The organism is Bradyrhizobium sp. CSA112 (assembly GCF_029051645.1).
In the GTDB taxonomy this organism is placed as follows: Bacteria; Pseudomonadota; Alphaproteobacteria; order Rhizobiales; family Xanthobacteraceae; genus Bradyrhizobium.
Genome location: NZ_JAACFS010000041.1, coordinates 25,208 through 41,876 on the forward strand (window position 1 = coordinate 25,208; position 16,669 = coordinate 41,876).

The following is a 16,669-nucleotide window of genomic DNA, read 5'->3' on the forward strand; positions in this document are numbered from 1 at the left end:
CCTAGCGCGACGGCGGCGGCAGGCGGCCGAACAGCTTTTCCATGGCCATGCCGACCGCCAGCAACCGGCGATCGCTGCCCGTGGGCCCATCGAGCTCGAGGCCGACAGGCAGCTTGCTCGATGCGCCGAGCGCGATCGGAAGCTGGATGCCGGGGACGCCGGCATTACTGCCGGGATCGGTGTTCTGGATGAACAGCAGGAAATTGGCGAGGCTCGACGCGTCAGCATTTGAGGCAATTGCGACCTTCGGCACGGTCGGGAAGGCTATGGCGTCGAGCTTGTTCTTTGCGAACGTGTCGCGATAGAGCGCCTGCAGCGCGGGCCGGGCGGTCTTCATGGCAGCGTCATAGGCCGGCTTGGCCTCAGAGACCGTGTTGTTCGGTCCCGGCAGCTTGCGCGGAATGACCCGCCCCTCATAGGTGCCTTTCACGTCAGGGCTTGCGATTTCTTTGGCGAGATTCTCGATGCTGACGCGGCTGCCGCTGTTCTTGAGATAGGCGACCATGTCGTCATAGGCCTCATAGAGCGCGAGCGGAAATCCGACCTGGCCGCTGAGCTCGGCGAGCTTTGGCATCTCGATATCGACAATCGTCACGCCGCTCGCCTTGAGCTTCTCCAGCGCGGCTTTGAATGCGGCTTCGGTATCGCCGTCGAGATTGGCCAGCATGGATTTGTCGACGCCGATGCGTAGCTGCTTCAGGTCGGCGGGCGCAATCGCGCCGCCGCCGGCGATGACGCGGTCGAGGGCCGCGACGTCGGCCATTGTAGAAGCCATCGGGCCGGCGGTGTCGCGGGTGTGCGAAATCGGCGCGATCCCTTGCTGCGAATAGCGACCGACGGTCGGACGCAACGCGGCGCAGCCGTTCAGCGCGCAGGGCACCCTGACCGAGCCGCCGGTGTCGGTGCCGAGACCTGCCGTGACGATCCGCGCGCCGACTGCAGCCCCAGTTCCCGATGACGAGCCGCCGGCGATCTTCGTCGCATCATAGGCGTTGCGCACGCCGGATTCGGTCCCCGTCTTGAATGCGGCGTTGTAGCCGGAGATGCCGAAGGCGAGTTCATGCATATTGGTCTTGCCGATGATGATCGCGCCGGCCGCGCGCAGTTTTGCTGCCACAGGCGCATCTTTCTTCGGGACGAAGCCCTTCAGCGCCGGCGTTCCCGCGCTGGCGGGAAGTCCGGCCACCTCGATATTGTCCTTGATGACGACCGGCACGCCGGCAAGCGGCTTGCACGAACCTTTCTTGCGGCCGGCGTCGAAGGATTCGGCGGCCTTCATCGCGCCGGCTTCGTCCAGCGTGATGAAGGCGTTGAGCTCGGCCTTTGCCTTGGCCCGCGCCAGCGCCGCCGATGTCAGTGCCTTGCTGGTGATCTTGCCGGCGCAGAGATCGGCGGCGGCTTGCGTAGCTGTGAGCTGATCCAGATCGATCGCCGATTGGGCCGCCGCTGGAGACACCGCGGCGAGGACAAGGCTCGTCAGCGCCGTGCCGAGCAGGATTGAGCTGCGAGCCATGATGATCCTCCGTAGAACTTAGGTACCCGTCCGGACGAACCTTACCCGCTGCCGCTTCCGGCGCCTGTCCTCATTTCTGAGGACGCTGACCCGAAGGCTTGGGCGCGAGCCGTTCTCCTTGACCCTCACCCTGAGGAGGCGGCACAGCGGCCGTCTCGAAGGGCGAGGCCACCGGCCGGGCCACATCCTTCGAGACGCGCGTTCCGCGCTCCTCAGGATGAGGGTCTACTAGTGGCGCAATCCGAAGCAGCCCAAGTAAAGGCTTCGGCCGACGGCCTCAAACCTTCTCCCTCACAAACCTGTTCCGCAACGTGCCGATCCCTGTGATGTCGATCTCGACGACGTCGCCGTCCCTCAGGTCGGGTGAGGCGCCGTCAGTACCCATCCAGATCACATCGCCCGGCGACAGCGTGAAATATTTGGAGAGCTCGACAAGGAACGGCACGATGCCGAAGATCATGTCGTTGGTGCGAAAGCGGCCGGTCTCCTTGCCGTTGACCCGAATCGCCGTCTCCATCTTGTCGAGATCGACATCGGTTTCGATCCACGGCCCCATCGGCTTGAAGGTGTCGGCGTTCTTGGAGCGCCACAGGCTGCGATCGGCCTTCTGCCAGGTTCGCTCGCTGACGTCGTTGCCGATGGTGTAGCCGAACACGAAATCCATCGCGTTGGCTTCGGCGAGGTGCTTTGCCTTCTTGCCGATGACGACCACCAGTTCGCCCTCGTAATGGATCTTTTCGGTCGCGCTCGCCGGGATCACCACATCCTCGTCGTGGGCGATCAGCGCGTTCTGGGCGCGATAGCCGATCTCGGGCCGGTCGGGCACGTTCGGCACCGTGCCCGCCTTGTCGGCGGCTTCCTTGAGATGCTTGAGGTAGTTCAGCCCGACGCAATAGAAGGTACGCGGGATCAGCGGCAGCTCGATCTTCACGGCCTTCAGCGCATGCGACTGCGTCCCGCGCTGCCATTCGCCGAAGGGATCGCCATTGACGGCGATCACGTGCTCGCCCTCAACAATGCCCCAGGACGTCTTGCCGGCGGCGGTGAACCTTAGCCAACGCATGAAGTGTCCTTTGCTTTATTCGGCTGCGGCCTGCGGGCTGGCTTTCCAGGCGCCGGCGCCGGGGCGCGGCAGACCGAGATTTTCGCGCAGCGTCTTGCCGGCGTAGTCCTTGTGAAACAGGCCGCGGCGCTGCAGTTCCGGCACGACATGCTTGACGAAATCGGCATAGGAGCCGGGCACGATGGTGGCGGCGATGACAAAGCCGTCGCAGCCGCGCTCGACGAACATCTCCTCTAACTTGTCCGCAATCTCCTTCGGGCCGCCGACGATCGCGTCCTGCACCTGGCCGCGGCCGGAGAAGGTGACGAAGTCACGCGCGCTGGGATTGGTCTTGCCTGATTTCTTGAGCACGCCGTCGCGAATGCCGAGGATACCCTGCATGCTCTTGAGCTCTTCCGATGTCAGCGGCTCGTCGAGCGGCTTGGAGGCGAAGTCGTAGTTCAGCGCTTCCGCGAGCAGCGACAGCGCATCGATTTCCAGCGGCAGCTTGTTGATTACGGCCATCTTGTCCTCAGCCTCGGCCTTGGTCGCGCCGCAGACCGGGGTGGTGAGGTTGCAGAGAAACATCTGGTCGGGATCGCGGCCGGCTTTCGCCGCTTCGTTGCGGACGGCTGCATAGCCTTCCTTGGCGGCGGCGACGTTGCGGGCGGCGGTGAAGATCACCTCGCCCCATCGCCCCGCAAAGCGCTGGCCGCGGCCGGACGCGCCGGCCTGGATGATGACGGGATGGCCCTGCGCCGAGCGCGGCACCGTGAACGGTCCGCGCGACTTGAAGAACTGCCCGCTGTGGTCGAGCCGCTTCACCTTGGCCGGATCGGCGAAGCGGCCGCTCTTCTTGTCCATGATCAAGGAGCCGTCTTCCCAGGTGTCCCAATGGCCGAGCACGACTTCCATGAACTCGTCGGCGCGATCGTAGCGGAAGTCATGTTCGAGATGGGCGTCCTTGCCCATGTTGTGGGCTTCGCCGTCATTGAGCGAGGTGACGACGTTCCAGCCTGCGCGCCCGCCCGACATCAGGTCGAGGGTAGCGAAACGGCGCGCGACATCGAACGGCTCGTAATAGGTGGTCGAGCAGGTCGACGCCAGCCCGAGCTTCGTCGTGACCATGCCCATCGTGGTCAGCACGATCAGCGGGTCCATCTTGACGCAGCGGATGCCGTATTCGACGGTGTGGGCATGGTCGTTGCCATAACGGTCCGGCATCGCCAGGCGATCATCGAAGAATGCCATGTGGAATTTGCCGGCTTCGAGAATCCGGGCAATCTCCTGATAATAGTCGGCCGACATCGAATCGTCTCGCGATTCCGGGTGTCGCCACGAACTCGGCAGATTGGTGCAGTTCTGCGCCTGCAGGAATCCCACCAGCGCCATTTGCCGTGTCATGCCGTCCTCCTTGTGCTGGCAGAATTCATTTCAGGTCGAGGTCAGTGGCCAGCTTGTAGTCGGTGGCCAGCGCCTTCAGTTTGTCCCAGGTGGCGTCCTCGATCTCGATCCCGTCGCGCCTGCGCTGCTGCTCGCGGATATGTTCGATCTCGCCGGGATAGAACACACCGGAGGAGCCTTCCGATGGCGGCGTCGATTTGAGATAGCGCGCGAACTCGCCGACTTCTTTCTCGAAATCCTTCAGGGGACGGAAGGCCGCGACGTTGAACACCGCCATGAAGCACCCGTCATTGTGGCGGCCGGTCGGCTCGACACCAAAGCCGAGCCCGGTGAGCAGTCCGCACAGCACCTCGACCATCGCGGCGAGGCCGCTTCCCTTGTAGCCCTCGCTGCCGCCGAGCGGCAGCAGCGCGCCGCCCTTGCGATACTGGGTGGGATCGGTGGTGTGCCGTCCGTCGGCGTCGATGATCCAGCCCTGCGGGATCTGTTCGCCGCGCGCGACCGACAGCGCGATCTTGCCGGCCGCGACCGCCGAGGTCGCCATATCAAGATAGAATGGTGCTTCGAGATCGGATGGTACCGCAATCGAGATCGGGTTGGTGCCGAGCCTTGCCTCGCGGCCGCCGAACGGCGCGACATGCTTTGGCGATCGGCCGGAATCGGCAGCCGCGATGCCGATCATGCCCGCCCGCATCGCCATCAACGGATAGGCGGCGAGCCGCCCGACATGGCTCTGCCGGAACACGGTGCAGGCCGCCACATTGGCGGTCTTCGCCTTCTCGATCGTCAGCGCCATCGCCTTGGCGTTGACGTGAAAGCCGAACCCCCAGTGGCCGTCGATCACGGTGGTGGTCGGCGATTCCTGAACGATAGTCCATTTCGCGCCGGGCACGATATGCCCGGCCTTGATGCGGTCGATATAGGTCGGAATCGCGATCACGCCATGCGAGTCATGGCCGGCGAGATTGGCATTGATGCAGCCGACGGCGACCGCACTGGCTTCCTCTTCAGTTGCGCCGGCAGCCCTAAGCAGGGCCGCGCCGATTTGCATGAGACGGTCGGCCTGGACCATCGGCATGGGGAATTTCCTCGACCTTGAGCGCCCGCGCGAACCGCGGGTCGTGCTTGGTACCGGCATGCTCTCAAAGCGCCCGCGGCAGGGCAAGCGTGGAAATATCCTGTTAGCCATGCCGTCAGCACGGCCCTCACGGATCAGGATTCTCATCCTGCAAAATTCGAAAATTGCTCGCAGCAGGTCCCGCAACCCGGCCGGCGCGCGCCAGCGGTATGGCTGACAAATCGTGAATGGGCCGTAGTTCTCCGGAGCGGCGTCGTTCACCGTTGGTCTGACATTTACTCTGAATCGCAACTCCCGGCCGCCAATAACGAGCATTTAGGCCTGTTGCACGCATAAAATCCGTAAGGGGCAGCCCGGCGCTGCCGGCAGGAGCTTGGGGACGGTGAAGACCGATATCGCGCGCACACTCGCGGCGTTGAATGCGACCAACGAAGCGATTCTGTACGCCAAATCACCCGAAGAACTGTACGCGAAGGTCTGCGAAGCCGCGTTCTCGGTCGGCGACTTCCTGGCCGTGGCGGTTTTCCTGCTGGAACCGGAAACCAATCTTCTGCGTTTCGCGGCCGGCTGCGGCGATGACGTACCCCGCCTGCGCAGCATCGACATTTCGGTCGTGGCCGGTACGCCCGAAGGTTCCGGGGTTGCCGGGCAGGCCTTCCGCGACGGGCGCGTATGCGTCAGCAACGATTTCCTGAATGACCCGCGCTCGCTGGCCTGGCGCGAGGGTGCCAAGGCCAATCAGGTGGGCGCCGCGGCGGCGCTGCCGCTGACCTGCAATGGCGAGAGCGTCGGCGTGTTGCTCATTTCGCGGCGCGAGGCTCACTCAATCGACGGGCAGCTCGTCTCGATGCTGGAGCGCGTGTCGGCAAACATTTCATTTGCACTCGACAACTTCGACCATGAGGCCGCGCGCAAGAACGGCGAGCGCACCATGCGGCGGTTGAACCGGATGTTCGGCGCCATCAGCGCGACCAACGAAGCCATTCTTCGCGCCAAGACCGAACAGGAACTCTATCAGCGCGTCTGCGATGCTGCGGTACACAGCGGAAAGTCCGCGGCTACGGTGGTCCTGCTGGTGGAGCCGGACTCGATCTGGTTGAAGCCGGTCGCCGGAACGGGCGCCATCGTCGAACAGATCATGCGGGCGCCGTTCTCGATCGATGCCGGCAACGTGTACGGAACAGGCGTCTGCGGCAGGGCATTCCGAACGCAGCAGCCTGCCGTCAACAACGACATCCTCAAATCGACTCAGGGCCAGCCCTGGTATCAGGCCGCGCGCGAGACCGGCGTCACCGCCTGCGTCGCTGTCCCCCTGATCAAGGCCGACGAGAGCGTCGGCGTGCTGCTGTTCTTTGTCGGAAAGCTGTGGGCCGAGGACGAAGAGATCATCGCCCTGATGGCGCGGATCGCGGAGAACGTCTCGTTCGCGCTGGACAATTTCGAGCGCGCCGGCGAAAAGGCAAGAGCCGACGCCCAGAAGGAACGTCTGAGGCGCATGCTGGCGGCGCTCAGTGCGACCAATGAAGCGATCGTTCGTGCGACGTCGCGGACGGAGCTGTTCGAACTGGTGTGCGAAGCCGCCGCGAAGGGCGGCCGGTTCAACTCGACCAGCATCCTGCTGGCTCGCCCCGACAGCTACGATGTCGATCTGGTGGCCGTCGCGGGACCGACGTCGAACAACATGCGGCGGGTCAAGGTTTCGACCAACGCGGATCTTCCTGAAGGGCGCGGGCTCTGCGGCAATGCGTTCCGCTCAAGACGAGCCTGCATCGCCAATGATTTGCGGGCCGATCCGCGAGGGTCGGCATTTCGGCAGTTCATTCACAGCGACGGCGCCATGTCGGGCGCTGCATTTCCGCTGCTGGTTTCCGGTCAGCCGGTCGGCGTGATGTTCTTCATCTCCTCCGAGAAGGATACGTTCACGCCCGAATTCGCCGAGCTGCTGCAGCGGCTCACGGAGAATGTGTCGTTCGCGCTGGAAAATTTCGATCGGGCCGACGAGAAGGCGAAGGCCGAAAGTCAGAAAGAACGCCTGACCCGGATGTTCGCTGCTTTGAGCGCGACGAACGAGGCGATCATGCGGGCAAAATCCCGCGAGGACCTGTTCGACCTGGTGTGCGAAGCCGCAGCGGGTGGCGGCAGGTTTACGTCGACCACCATCGCATTGGCGGATTCCAGCAGCGATCTTCTCAGAATCGTAGCCGCCTCGGGCCCGGCAGCCGAGACGACGCGGCACGTCAGGTTGTCGGTGGATGAGACCCGTCCAGAGGGACGGGGGCTCAGCGGAACGGCGTTCCGAACCAGGCGCCCGTGCATCACCAATGATTATGTCACCGACCAGCGCGTCGCCGCCTTCCAGGCCGTCGTCGGCAGCTACGGCGCTCAGTCGGGCGCTGCCTTTCCCCTCCTGGTGCGCGATGATCCGGTCGGCGTCATGATTTACATGTCCCTGGACAAGGACACCTTCACTTCAGAGTTTTCGGAACTGCTGCAACGACTGGCCGACAATGTGTCGTTCGCGCTGGAGAATTTCGACCGCACCGACGACAAGGCACGGACCGAGGTCCAGAAAGAGCGCCTGACGCGCATGCTGGCGGCGCTGAGCTCAACCAACGAGGCGATCATCCGCGCCTCCTCTCGGGCGGAACTGTTCGAATTGGTGTGCGAAGCGGCGGCGAACGGCGGCAAGTTTACCCTGACCTCCATCGCGCTGATCAAGCCCGACAGCGAATATCTTGACGTCGTGGCTGCCGCCGGCCCGACCGCATCGAGCGCGCGCCAGGCAACGATATCGAGCAGCGAGGCTCACCCGGAGGGACGTGGGATCTGTGGTTCGGCGATACGTTCGCAGCATGCCTGCATCATCAACGATTACCTCGGTGATCCGCGCGCCGAGGCGTTTCACGCCACCGCTCGCAACGACGGCACGAATTCCGGCGCTTCATTCCCCCTGCTGGTGCAGGGGCAGGTCGTCGGCGCGATGTCTTTCATGTCGCGCGAGAAGGATACGTTCACGCCCGAGTTTGCGGAGTTGCTGCACCGGCTCGTCGACAACGTATCGTTCGCGCTGGAGAATTTCGATCGTGCCGACGAAAAGACCAAGGCCGACGAGCGGATCGAGTATCTGGCGTCGCACGACAGCCTGACCAACCTGCCGAACCGGGAAATGTTCAACGGCATGCTTCGCCGCGCGATCGATGCTGCCGCGCGCTACCAGCGGCAGTTTGCCCTGCTGTTCATCGACCTCGACAGGTTCAAGGTCATCAACGATTCGCTGGGACATGATGCCGGCGACATGCTCCTTGTCGAGATCGGCGGCAGGCTGAGGCACGCGCTGCGTTCGAGCGATGTCGTGGCGCGGCTCGGCGGCGACGAATTTGTGGTCATTCTGGAGGAGACCGCCGAGCATCACGAGGTCGAGCGCATTGCCGGCGAACTGCTTTCCGTATTGAGCCAGCCCCTTCAGCTCAGCGGTCACGAATGCCACACCACCGCCTCGATCGGGATCGCAATGTATCCCTTCGACGGCACCGACATGCAAACGCTGACCAAGAATGCCGACATGGCGATGTATCTCGCCAAGGAGGACGGCAAGAACGGCTTCCGTTTCTTCACCAAGGAGATCAAGACGCAGTCGATCGAGCGCCTGACGATGGAGAGCGCGCTGCGCCGCGCGTTGGAGCGCGACCAGTTCTCGCTGCACTATCAGCCCAAGATCGATATGGCGAGCGGCCAGATCACCGGCGTTGAAGCGCTGCTGCGCTGGATTCATCCCGAATTAGGCGCCGTATCGCCGGGGCAATTCATTCCGCTTGCCGAGGAAACCGGGCTGATCGTTCCGATCGGCCGATGGGTGCTCAAGGAAGCCTGCGCGCAGAACATGGCCTGGCAGCGCCGTGGGCTGCGCCCGGTGACGATGGCGGTCAACCTTTCGCCGCGGCAATTCGCCGATCCGCATCTGTTGCACGATGTCGACGAGGCGCTGCTGGCAAGCGGCATGTCGCCGGTGCTGCTGCAGCTCGAAGTCACCGAAAGCATGGTGATGCGGAACGTGTCGCGCGCGATCAAGGTGCTGGACGCGATCCAGAGCCGCGGCATTCGACTTGCGATCGACGACTTCGGTACCGGCTATTCGTCAATGTCGCTGATGAAGCAGTTCCCGATCGATACCATCAAGATCGACCGTTCCTTCATTCGCGACCTGCCTGTCGATTCCGAAGACCAGGCCATTGCGCAGGCGATCATCAGCATGGGCAAGGCGCTTGGCATGACCGTCATTGCGGAAGGTGTCGAGACCGTGGAGCAGGAGGCTTTCCTGCGCAGCCATGCCTGCGACGAAATGCAGGGCTTCCTGTTCTCGATGCCGCTGCCCGCGAAGCAAATGGCTGATCTGCTTCGGGCCGAACCGCGGCTGGCCTCGCCGCCATTGCAGCCGGAAGCCGGGTCAGGGTTGAAAGGCGCTGTCGTCTGATGGCTGCGGGTGCAACTCGCGGACCGCCGGGTCCGGGATAGCCGTTTTGCGGGGAAAATCATAAGGCCACGGCACAGACGTCTGGCCTGCGAAGGTCCCAAGAAAGATCGCCGCGGCGGAAGCATAAGTCGCCCGGTCCGGCAACCCGAGCTCGGCGCACCATTCGGCAGGGAGCGACTGGGGGGAGGCGCGCAACTCCATTGCGGGTCCCCACCACCACGCCGGTGCGGGCGAGCGGTCCGTTTCCGGAACGGCACGCCACGTGATGTATTCGCCGATCATACGTTCGAATTGCAGTATCGCTGCCGGATGCATTCCATCTCCTGAAGCCTGATGATATCCGCATCCACGGGCAGCGCAATGCATGTTGCCGGTTATTGCCGGCCGTGTTGCCAGTGCGAGGTTACATCCGCGCCTGACTTGTTGAGATGGACATGCTGATCGACGTGGTCGACCCAGGACATCGGAATGAAGTGATGATGCTGGCCATCAGGCGAACTCTGTTTGGTCAGCTTGATCTTGTCGGTTCCTTCCATATGGTCGACTTTTCCGACTGTCTTCTTGTCCGACGAGATGACGTCCATATGTTCCCGAATCTGTGAAGCGGAAGCCATGTTTCATATCCCTCTAACGGTTGGGGAGATGAAACGCGCCGCTGCCGGAATGGTTGCCCGGTCGTTGATCTCGAAGCCGGTCCCGTTCTGCCAGCGGTTACTTCTCTTCCGCCGCCGTTGTGGTCGCCGGACCTTCGCCCATGATCAGTAGAACGGCGTCCTCATCCTTGGCGCCGTCCCAATGCACCTGCTTGCCGAAATGCGTGACGAAACTGCCGGCCGGCATCGGCGTCGTGTTGGCGGGATCGAATTTTGGTCCCGAGCCAACCCACCACGTGCCCTGCAGCACGACGATGTAGCGATCGTTGGGGTGGAAGTGCGGTCGGCTGAAATGATTGCCCTTGGTCCACTTGTTATAGACCATGTAGAAGCCGGGCTTTGCGGGATCGCCGACAACGACGGCGCTTTGCGCGCCGGCCGCATTGACCGGGCCCCAGGGAATCTGATCCGGCAGCTTGTAGATGACTGCAGCCGGATTGAGTTCCGCCGCAGCAGCGATCCCGCTTATCGCGACGAGTGCGGGCAGCGCAATGAGATATAGCCAAGGCCGCTTTGCCAGCTTCATGGATTCCTCCATCAATCGGTTTGTGAACTGAGCCTCATCTCTGTTGTTCGGCTACGCTAGCCGCTCCTGTTTGCGGGGCAAAGCGCAGCGCGTGCATGCGTGACCGGCGGCTGCGACACGCACAATGCGCACAACGCAATTGCAGCATGAAAAACGGATTTACGCCGTGAACTGTGATGCTAGGTTGCGTCCAACAAAAAGCAGCCATGGGAGGGTTACGTTCATGAAGCGCATATCGGTACTTGCAGCCGGTCTGGTGATCGGCGCCGCCGCTATTCAATTTTCCAGCGTGGCGTCCGGCCAGAGCGATGGCTGGGTGACGCTCGTCGACAGCACCAAGATGGGCGACTGGACCGAGGTCGGCAAAGCCAACTGGGCAATGAAAGACGGCGCGCTCGTCGCGGACAAGATCACCGAGGGCAAGGACCCGTCCTATCTCGTCAGCAAGAACTCATACAAAGACTTCGAGATGAAGGTCGAGTTCTGGGCCGACGATGACGCCAACAGCGGAATTTTCATTCGCTGTGACCAGTCGGAGAAGATCGACTCCAAGATCTGCTACGAGGTCAATATTTTCGACAAGCGCCCCGATCCGACCTACGGCACCGGCGCGATCGTCGATGTGGCCAAGGTCGACCCGATGCCGAAGGCGGGCGGCAAATGGAACACCTACGAAATCACGGCCAAGGGGCCGCATCTCGTTGTCCTGCTGAACGGCCAGAAGACCGTTGATGTCCAGGATTCAAAACACGCCAGCGGCCCGTTCGCGCTGCAGTACGGTTCTGGCGTCATCAAGTGGCGCAAGGTGCAGATCAAGCCGCTGTAGGCCGCTGAGCGATCGCTTGCGCCGCTCGTCTCAATCCCGACCAGGCGCACCCGTCTTCAGCGGGTGAGCCTTCCTGTGCCACGCCCACGCGGTACGGATGATCGTGGCCAGATCCGAATGGGTGGGGCTGAAGTTCAATGTCGTGCGTGCGGCGGAGGGATCGGCGACGAGATAGGTCGGATCGCCAGCGCGGCGTGGCTTGACGACGTGGGGGACTTCGCGGCCGGTTTCGGCCGCGATCGCCGCGAGGATCTCGCGGACCGAAAAGCCGTTGCCGGTGCCGAGATTGAATGCCCCGCCTGAATGTCCCTCGAGCAGCAGCTTGAGCGCAAGCACGTGGGCAGCCGCGAGATCGGTCACGTGAATGTAGTCGCGGATCGCTGTCCCATCCGGCGTGTCGTAGTCGTCGCCGAACACGGCGAAGTCAGGCACATGCCCTTGCAGCGCCATCATGGCGCGCGGGATGAGATGGGTTTCGACCTCGCGCAGCTCGCCGATGCCGCCGGCGGGGTCGGCGCCAGCAGCGTTGAAGTAACGCAGCGCGAACGAGCCGAAGCCATAGGCTGTGCGATAATCCGCCAGCACGCGCTCGATCATCCATTTCGAGGCGCCATAGGGATTGATCGGCGCGCAGGCGTAATCCTCACGCAGCGCCTTGCTGTCGGCATTGCCATAGACCGCGCCGGTCGACGAAAACACCAGGCGCTTGCAGCCGGCCTCGCGCATGGTCTCCAGCAGCGACAGCGTGCCGGCGAGATTGTTGATGTAATATTTCTGCGGATCGGCAACGGACTCGCCGACCAGGCTGGAGGCGGCGAAATGCATGACGGCCACGATGTCATGCTCGGCGAAGGCCCGTGCCAGCGTGGCCTTGTCGGCGATGTCGCCGACAACCAGCGTGCGCGCGACGAAGCTGCGGTGGCCGGTCGAAAGATTGTCGTAGGTGACGGGCTGATAGCCCGCCGCATCTAGCGCCCTGCAGCAGTGCGAGCCGATATAGCCCGCGCCGCCGGTAACGAGAATGGCTGGACGGCTGCTCATTGGTTGTGTTTCCTGCCGATGTCAGTGATCGGTTCCTGTTCAGCAATAGATAGAGCGCGCGCGGATTGGTGGTCAAATAGTGCCAGAACAGCCGGCGCGGCTCCAGCCAGATGCGCCACGTCCATTCGAGACCCGCGCAGAACTCCGAGCTGCCCATGGAGCAAGATCGGTGCCGAACCGGCGCAACACATCTTGCCGTGCATTAGCGTGGTTAACTTGCCGCTTTTCTCGCGTCTCTTGCAGTAAGCCGTCGGCGAGTCCCGGCAGCATCGGCATGGCAAGCGGATGAGCTGACCCGAATGGGGCGTGGGCAACGCCGGCGACGACCCGTTCTTCATTCAGCAGATGCACGACTGGTTCATGAAGAACGAGGACAGGATTTCCTACGCCGCTTGCTTCGACGTCAACGGGGCGTGGCCTACCCAGATCGACAACGGCCAGTTTCCGAATTCGCAGCGGTTGTTCCGAAAGCTGTTCAGCCGCCGATTTGCGGCGAGCGTTCGTTCAGCGCGGATTAACCGCGTCCATTAACCGTCGCTGGAGTTCGTTGCTTCACGCTTCGGGGCGGGACCGAATATTGCACCACTGCGCGCGTTACGTTCGCACTCCCGGAATGAACGACCTTATCGAGACGGAAGTGTCCCGGCATGACGCCGGAAATCCCGTTTCGGGACGATGGGACATATTCGTGAACGACCTGAGCGTCATGGCAGAGATTTCGACCAGCGATCTCCGGATGAACGGGCCCGATCCGTCGGTCAGGGCTCTCCGCGCGCTGGTGGCGATCTCGCCGGCGCTCGATCCCACGATCGAAACCGTCGTTTGCATCCCCTGTTTCCGCCGTCCTCAGCATCTGCGCCGGACGCTGGAGTCGCTTGCCGTCCAGCGCACCAGCCGCCGCTTCGCCGTCGTCATGGTGGAGAATGATGCGTCGAAGAGCGAGAGCGTCCCGGTTGCGGCCGAATTCCTGACGTCGGGGAAATTCGCAGGGCTATGCGTGATCGAGCCGCGGCAGGGCAATTGCCATGCGATCAACGCTGCCTTCGAGACGGCGCTGCAGATGTTCCCGGCGGCAACCAGCTTGTTGATGATCGACGACGACGAAATCGCTTCGCCGGACTGGCTGGAGCAGATGGTAAGGACTGCCAATGCGACCGGTGCCGACATCGTCGGCGGACCGGTATTCCCCGAATTCGATGATGAACGGAAGCGCGGCTTACGCCGCCACCCCGCTTTTGCCCCGGCGTACGACACCTCAGGCCCGGTGCCGCTGATCTACGGCTGCGGCAATTGCCTGATCCGGCGTTCGGTGTTTACCCGCTTGGGCATGCCGGCATTCGATCTCCGTTTCAATTTTCTGGGCGGCGGGGACACCGATTTCTTCTACCGTTGCATGAGGCTCGGCTTGCGGTTTCATTGGGTGGCCGAAGCCGTGATCAGCGAGACCGTGCCGAAAAGCCGGACCAGCTTGAAATGGCTGGCGATGCGCGGCCTGCGGATCGGCGCGATCAATTATCACGTCCAGCGCAAGGCGACGCCGACGCTCTGGCTGCGGGCGAAGTTGACCGCCAAACTGCTGGCAGCCTTGCCGTTTTCTATTGTCTATGCCGTGGGCGTAATGCTGACCGAACGTGAGCGGACGATTGCCATGCATCCCGTTACGGTGGCGATCGGCAGCGCGCTGGCCGCGCTCGGCCTCGAACGGACATCAGCGGCGCCGCCTTGAGTTGGCGCGGATGGCCTTACGCACTTCGCGATCGTGTGGTGCGCGCATTGCGCAACCATCCACGCTCGATGCCTGGCCGAGGCGCGCGCTCGGTAAGCCGCTGCCACACGAAGATTGACACATTGTTGCCGCACGGGAACGGAGTGCAAATATGCAACACATACGGGGATTGTGCGGATGTTCTTCCTGTGTTCGCGAGAGTTCATGATCGCCTTCGCGCTATGGGCATATGCTCTGCGCCGGGTTAGGGGCCACCGGTGAATGCTTTCTTGAAAGCTTTCTTGGGGAGAGCCGACATGCCAGCCTATATCCATCAGCACGATATCGAACCGGCCTTCGTCATCTGTCCGAGGTGCGTCGGACTTCCGATGTATGTGCGCGATATCGAGCCGCATTGGAGCATGGCGAAGATCGACTTCACCTATGAATGCGCCGACTGCGGCGCCGAAGTTCGCCAGACCATCGCGAAGCCGCAACTGCAGCATTAGCCGAAGATCAAACCTGCCGCACCACACCCGGCTTGCCCGGATCGCATTCGAGTTCCCCGCGATCCCACTTCGCTGCGATCGCAGTAGCCTCGTAGGTGCTCTGCAGGAAATCGAGCAGCGCCTTGTCGGGATCGGCAGCCGTGCGCACGGCATCGTAGGGCAGGATGAACTCGCCGAGCGCTTCGCTGAAGAACGCCGCCTCCGGCAGCACCTTTGCCGCGCGGAAGCCTGATGGCTCGGGATAGGCATAGGAATAGAACGCGGGATAATCGATCGCGCCACTGCCTGGCCAGAAGCCGGCGCTGCTGACTTCGTGTGAATAGGCTTCATGGGCGACCGGGTCGGGCAAATTCGGCACGCCGCCCGGATGGCGCGGCGCGCGACGGCCCGAGAAGCGCGTCACCGCCAGATCGAAACTGCCCCAGAAGAAATGCACCGGGCTCGCTTTGCCGAGGAAGCCGGTGCGGAATTGCTTGAAGACGCGGTCGCAGTTGACGAGGATTTGCAGGAAGCGCCCGACGGCATCGGGATCGTAGGAGGCATGCGCGGTATCTAGCGAGAACCGCACAGGATCGGGCAACTCATTCGGCATCTCGTCGATGGCAACGGAAATGCCGAGTTCGGCAAGTGCAGCAAGCGTGGCAGCGTGGAAGCTGGCGACGGAATGACCCGCCAGCGCAAATTGCTGCTGCGTGCCGTCGCTGGTCGAGATGCGCAAGCGATGGTCGATGAAATCAAAATCGATCTGAAACGTTCGCGCACCGTCGGGCATCGGGGAAGTCATCAATCCGCGCGGCGCGACGTAGAGCGTCACATGCCAGGAATGATTGAGCCAGGGCGATTTGGTCAGCCGGATCTTGCCGACGATCTGGGTCCAGAGGTGCAGCGTCGCGCAGGTGTCGCGCCACGCCGCGGTCGGCAATTCCGGCCACGGGCCTTGCGATTTGTTGCTCATGCCAGAACCCTGTCGGCGCTCACGTGAAGGCAGAAGGCGTATCACGAATTCAGGAGAGGTTTAAAAAGCGCGGCTCGCGATTTCGTGCATTCCCGGCAGCGCCGCTGTTCGCGCGAGGCGCGGTAGAGGCTCCGGCACCACCAGCGCCACGCCACAGCTTGCAGCGGCTGACGCGCCAGTTGAGCGATAAAAAGAAGTTCGACCATCATTGTTTCCGTCGTCCCGTCAGGGACGAGATAGGGCGGCATCCCCGAATGAGAATGCCGCCCTTGTCGCATCAGCCATGCAGCTTGCTGGCGGTCTCCGCGATCACGCGTCCTTGATAGCGCGCGCCGGCGAGTTCGTTTTCGCTTGGCTGGCGGCTGCCGTCGCCGCCAGTGATCGTGGTCGCACCGTAAGGCGCACCGCCGGTGACCTCGTCAAGCTTCATCTGGCCGGCGAAGCCGTAGTTCAGACCGACGACTGTCATGCCGAAGTGCAGCAGATTGGTGATGATCGAGAACAGCGTGGTTTCCTGTCCGCCGTGCTGGGTCGCCGTCGCGGTGAAGGCGCCGCCGACCTTGCCATGCAGCGCGCCCTTGGCCCAGAGACCGCCGGCCTGATCGAGGAAGTTCGCCATCTGCGAGGCCATCCGGCCAAAGCGGGTGCCGGTGCCGATGACGATCGCGTCGTAATTGGCGAGATCCTCGATATTGGCGACCGGTGCGGCCTGATCGAGCTTGTAGTACGAGGCTTTGGCGACCGCTTCAGGCACCAGTTCCGGTACACGCTTGATATCGACGGTGGCGCCGGCCTTGCGTGCGCCCTCTGCGACGGCGTTCGCCATCGCCTCGATGTGACCGTAGGCGGAGTAATAAAGCACGAGTACTTTGGCCATGATGGCTTTCCTTTGAGTTTGGGATGCGTGTTGTTTGCTTTGAGGTGTCGTTGCCGGGCTTGACCCGGC

Annotated in this window: 15 protein-coding genes and 1 pseudogene; 5 read left to right on the forward strand and 11 right to left on the reverse strand. The window is 62.8% G+C overall.

Features of this window, described 5'->3' with window-relative positions:
- Window position 1: 1 nt before the first annotated feature.
- The 4 genes from iaaH to GWE18_RS36505 form a co-directional block, all read right to left on the reverse strand.
- Window positions 2–1,429: an indoleacetamide hydrolase gene (iaaH, locus tag GWE18_RS36490; RefSeq protein ID WP_275190531.1), complete on the reverse strand. Its 1,428-nt coding sequence runs from the start codon at window positions 1,427–1,429 to the stop codon at window positions 2–4.
- Window positions 1,430–1,790: 361 nt separating this feature from the next.
- On the reverse strand, window positions 1,791–2,576 hold the full coding sequence (locus GWE18_RS36495; protein ID WP_275190491.1) for a fumarylacetoacetate hydrolase family protein: 786 nt from the start codon (window positions 2,574–2,576) through the stop codon (window positions 1,791–1,793).
- A 15-nt stretch (window positions 2,577–2,591) separates the two neighbouring features.
- The gene (locus GWE18_RS36500) at window positions 2,592–3,959 is read right to left on the reverse strand and encodes an LLM class flavin-dependent oxidoreductase (RefSeq protein WP_275190492.1); all 1,368 of its coding nucleotides are present in this window, start codon (window positions 3,957–3,959) and stop codon (window positions 2,592–2,594) included.
- Window positions 3,960–3,984: 25 nt separating this feature from the next.
- Window positions 3,985–5,037 carry an Ldh family oxidoreductase gene (locus GWE18_RS36505; protein WP_275190493.1) on the reverse strand — a complete coding sequence of 351 codons (1,053 nt, stop codon included), beginning with the start codon at window positions 5,035–5,037 and terminating at the stop codon, window positions 3,985–3,987.
- A 382-nt stretch (window positions 5,038–5,419) separates the two neighbouring features.
- Between GWE18_RS36505 and GWE18_RS36510 the strand changes: the two genes are divergently transcribed.
- Window positions 5,420–9,508, forward strand: coding sequence for a GAF domain-containing protein (locus GWE18_RS36510; RefSeq protein ID WP_275190494.1), 4,089 nt, complete (start codon window positions 5,420–5,422; stop codon window positions 9,506–9,508).
- 374 nt (window positions 9,509–9,882) lie between these two features.
- Here GWE18_RS36510 and GWE18_RS36520 read toward each other — a convergent pair whose 3' ends face one another.
- The gene (locus tag GWE18_RS36520; RefSeq protein WP_275190496.1) at window positions 9,883–10,122 is read right to left on the reverse strand and encodes a DUF2171 domain-containing protein; all 240 of its coding nucleotides are present in this window, start codon (window positions 10,120–10,122) and stop codon (window positions 9,883–9,885) included.
- A 97-nt stretch (window positions 10,123–10,219) separates the two neighbouring features.
- Window positions 10,220–10,687 carry a cupin domain-containing protein gene (locus tag GWE18_RS36525; protein WP_275190497.1) on the reverse strand — a complete coding sequence of 156 codons (468 nt, stop codon included), beginning with the start codon at window positions 10,685–10,687 and terminating at the stop codon, window positions 10,220–10,222.
- A 223-nt stretch (window positions 10,688–10,910) separates the two neighbouring features.
- On the opposite strand from GWE18_RS36525, the gene GWE18_RS36530 reads away from it, so the two are divergent.
- On the forward strand, window positions 10,911–11,513 hold the full coding sequence (locus tag GWE18_RS36530) for a DUF1080 domain-containing protein (protein WP_275190498.1): 603 nt from the start codon (window positions 10,911–10,913) through the stop codon (window positions 11,511–11,513).
- A gap of 30 nt (window positions 11,514–11,543) precedes the next feature.
- On the opposite strand, the gene galE is transcribed toward GWE18_RS36530, so the two are convergent.
- Together galE and GWE18_RS36540 are read right to left on the reverse strand one after the other, a co-directional pair.
- Window positions 11,544–12,554 (reverse strand): UDP-glucose 4-epimerase GalE, encoded by a 1,011-nt coding sequence (gene galE, locus GWE18_RS36535; protein ID WP_275190499.1) that lies wholly within the window; start codon window positions 12,552–12,554, stop codon window positions 11,544–11,546.
- A 28-nt stretch (window positions 12,555–12,582) separates the two neighbouring features.
- A pseudogene (locus GWE18_RS36540) lies at window positions 12,583–12,687 on the reverse strand (glycosyltransferase); the annotation flags it as partial.
- Window positions 12,688–12,860: 173 nt separating this feature from the next.
- On the opposite strand from GWE18_RS36540, the gene GWE18_RS36545 reads away from it, so the two are divergent.
- The 3 genes from GWE18_RS36545 to GWE18_RS36555 all read left to right on the forward strand — a co-directional run bounded on the left by GWE18_RS36545 (window position 12,861) and on the right by GWE18_RS36555 (window position 14,768).
- Window positions 12,861–13,085, forward strand: a complete 225-nt coding sequence (locus tag GWE18_RS36545) for a hypothetical protein (protein WP_275190500.1) — start codon at window positions 12,861–12,863, stop codon at window positions 13,083–13,085.
- Between the two features lie 205 nt (window positions 13,086–13,290).
- The gene (locus tag GWE18_RS36550) at window positions 13,291–14,280 is read left to right on the forward strand and encodes a glycosyltransferase (protein WP_275190532.1); all 990 of its coding nucleotides are present in this window, start codon (window positions 13,291–13,293) and stop codon (window positions 14,278–14,280) included.
- A gap of 296 nt (window positions 14,281–14,576) precedes the next feature.
- Complete coding sequence (locus GWE18_RS36555) at window positions 14,577–14,768, forward strand: hypothetical protein (RefSeq protein ID WP_275190501.1); 192 nt, start codon at window positions 14,577–14,579, stop codon at window positions 14,766–14,768.
- Between the two features lie 7 nt (window positions 14,769–14,775).
- Here the strand turns inward: GWE18_RS36555 and GWE18_RS36560 are convergent, their stop codons facing one another.
- The 3 genes from GWE18_RS36560 to wrbA all read right to left on the reverse strand — a co-directional run bounded on the left by GWE18_RS36560 (window position 14,776) and on the right by wrbA (window position 16,600).
- Window positions 14,776–15,723, reverse strand: coding sequence for a DUF5996 family protein (locus GWE18_RS36560; protein WP_275190502.1), 948 nt, complete (start codon window positions 15,721–15,723; stop codon window positions 14,776–14,778).
- A gap of 41 nt (window positions 15,724–15,764) precedes the next feature.
- Complete coding sequence (locus tag GWE18_RS36565) at window positions 15,765–15,929, reverse strand: hypothetical protein (protein ID WP_275190503.1); 165 nt, start codon at window positions 15,927–15,929, stop codon at window positions 15,765–15,767.
- 71 nt (window positions 15,930–16,000) lie between these two features.
- Window positions 16,001–16,600: an NAD(P)H:quinone oxidoreductase gene (gene wrbA, locus GWE18_RS36570; protein WP_275190504.1), complete on the reverse strand. Its 600-nt coding sequence runs from the start codon at window positions 16,598–16,600 to the stop codon at window positions 16,001–16,003.
- Between the last annotated feature and the right edge of the window lie 69 nt (window positions 16,601–16,669).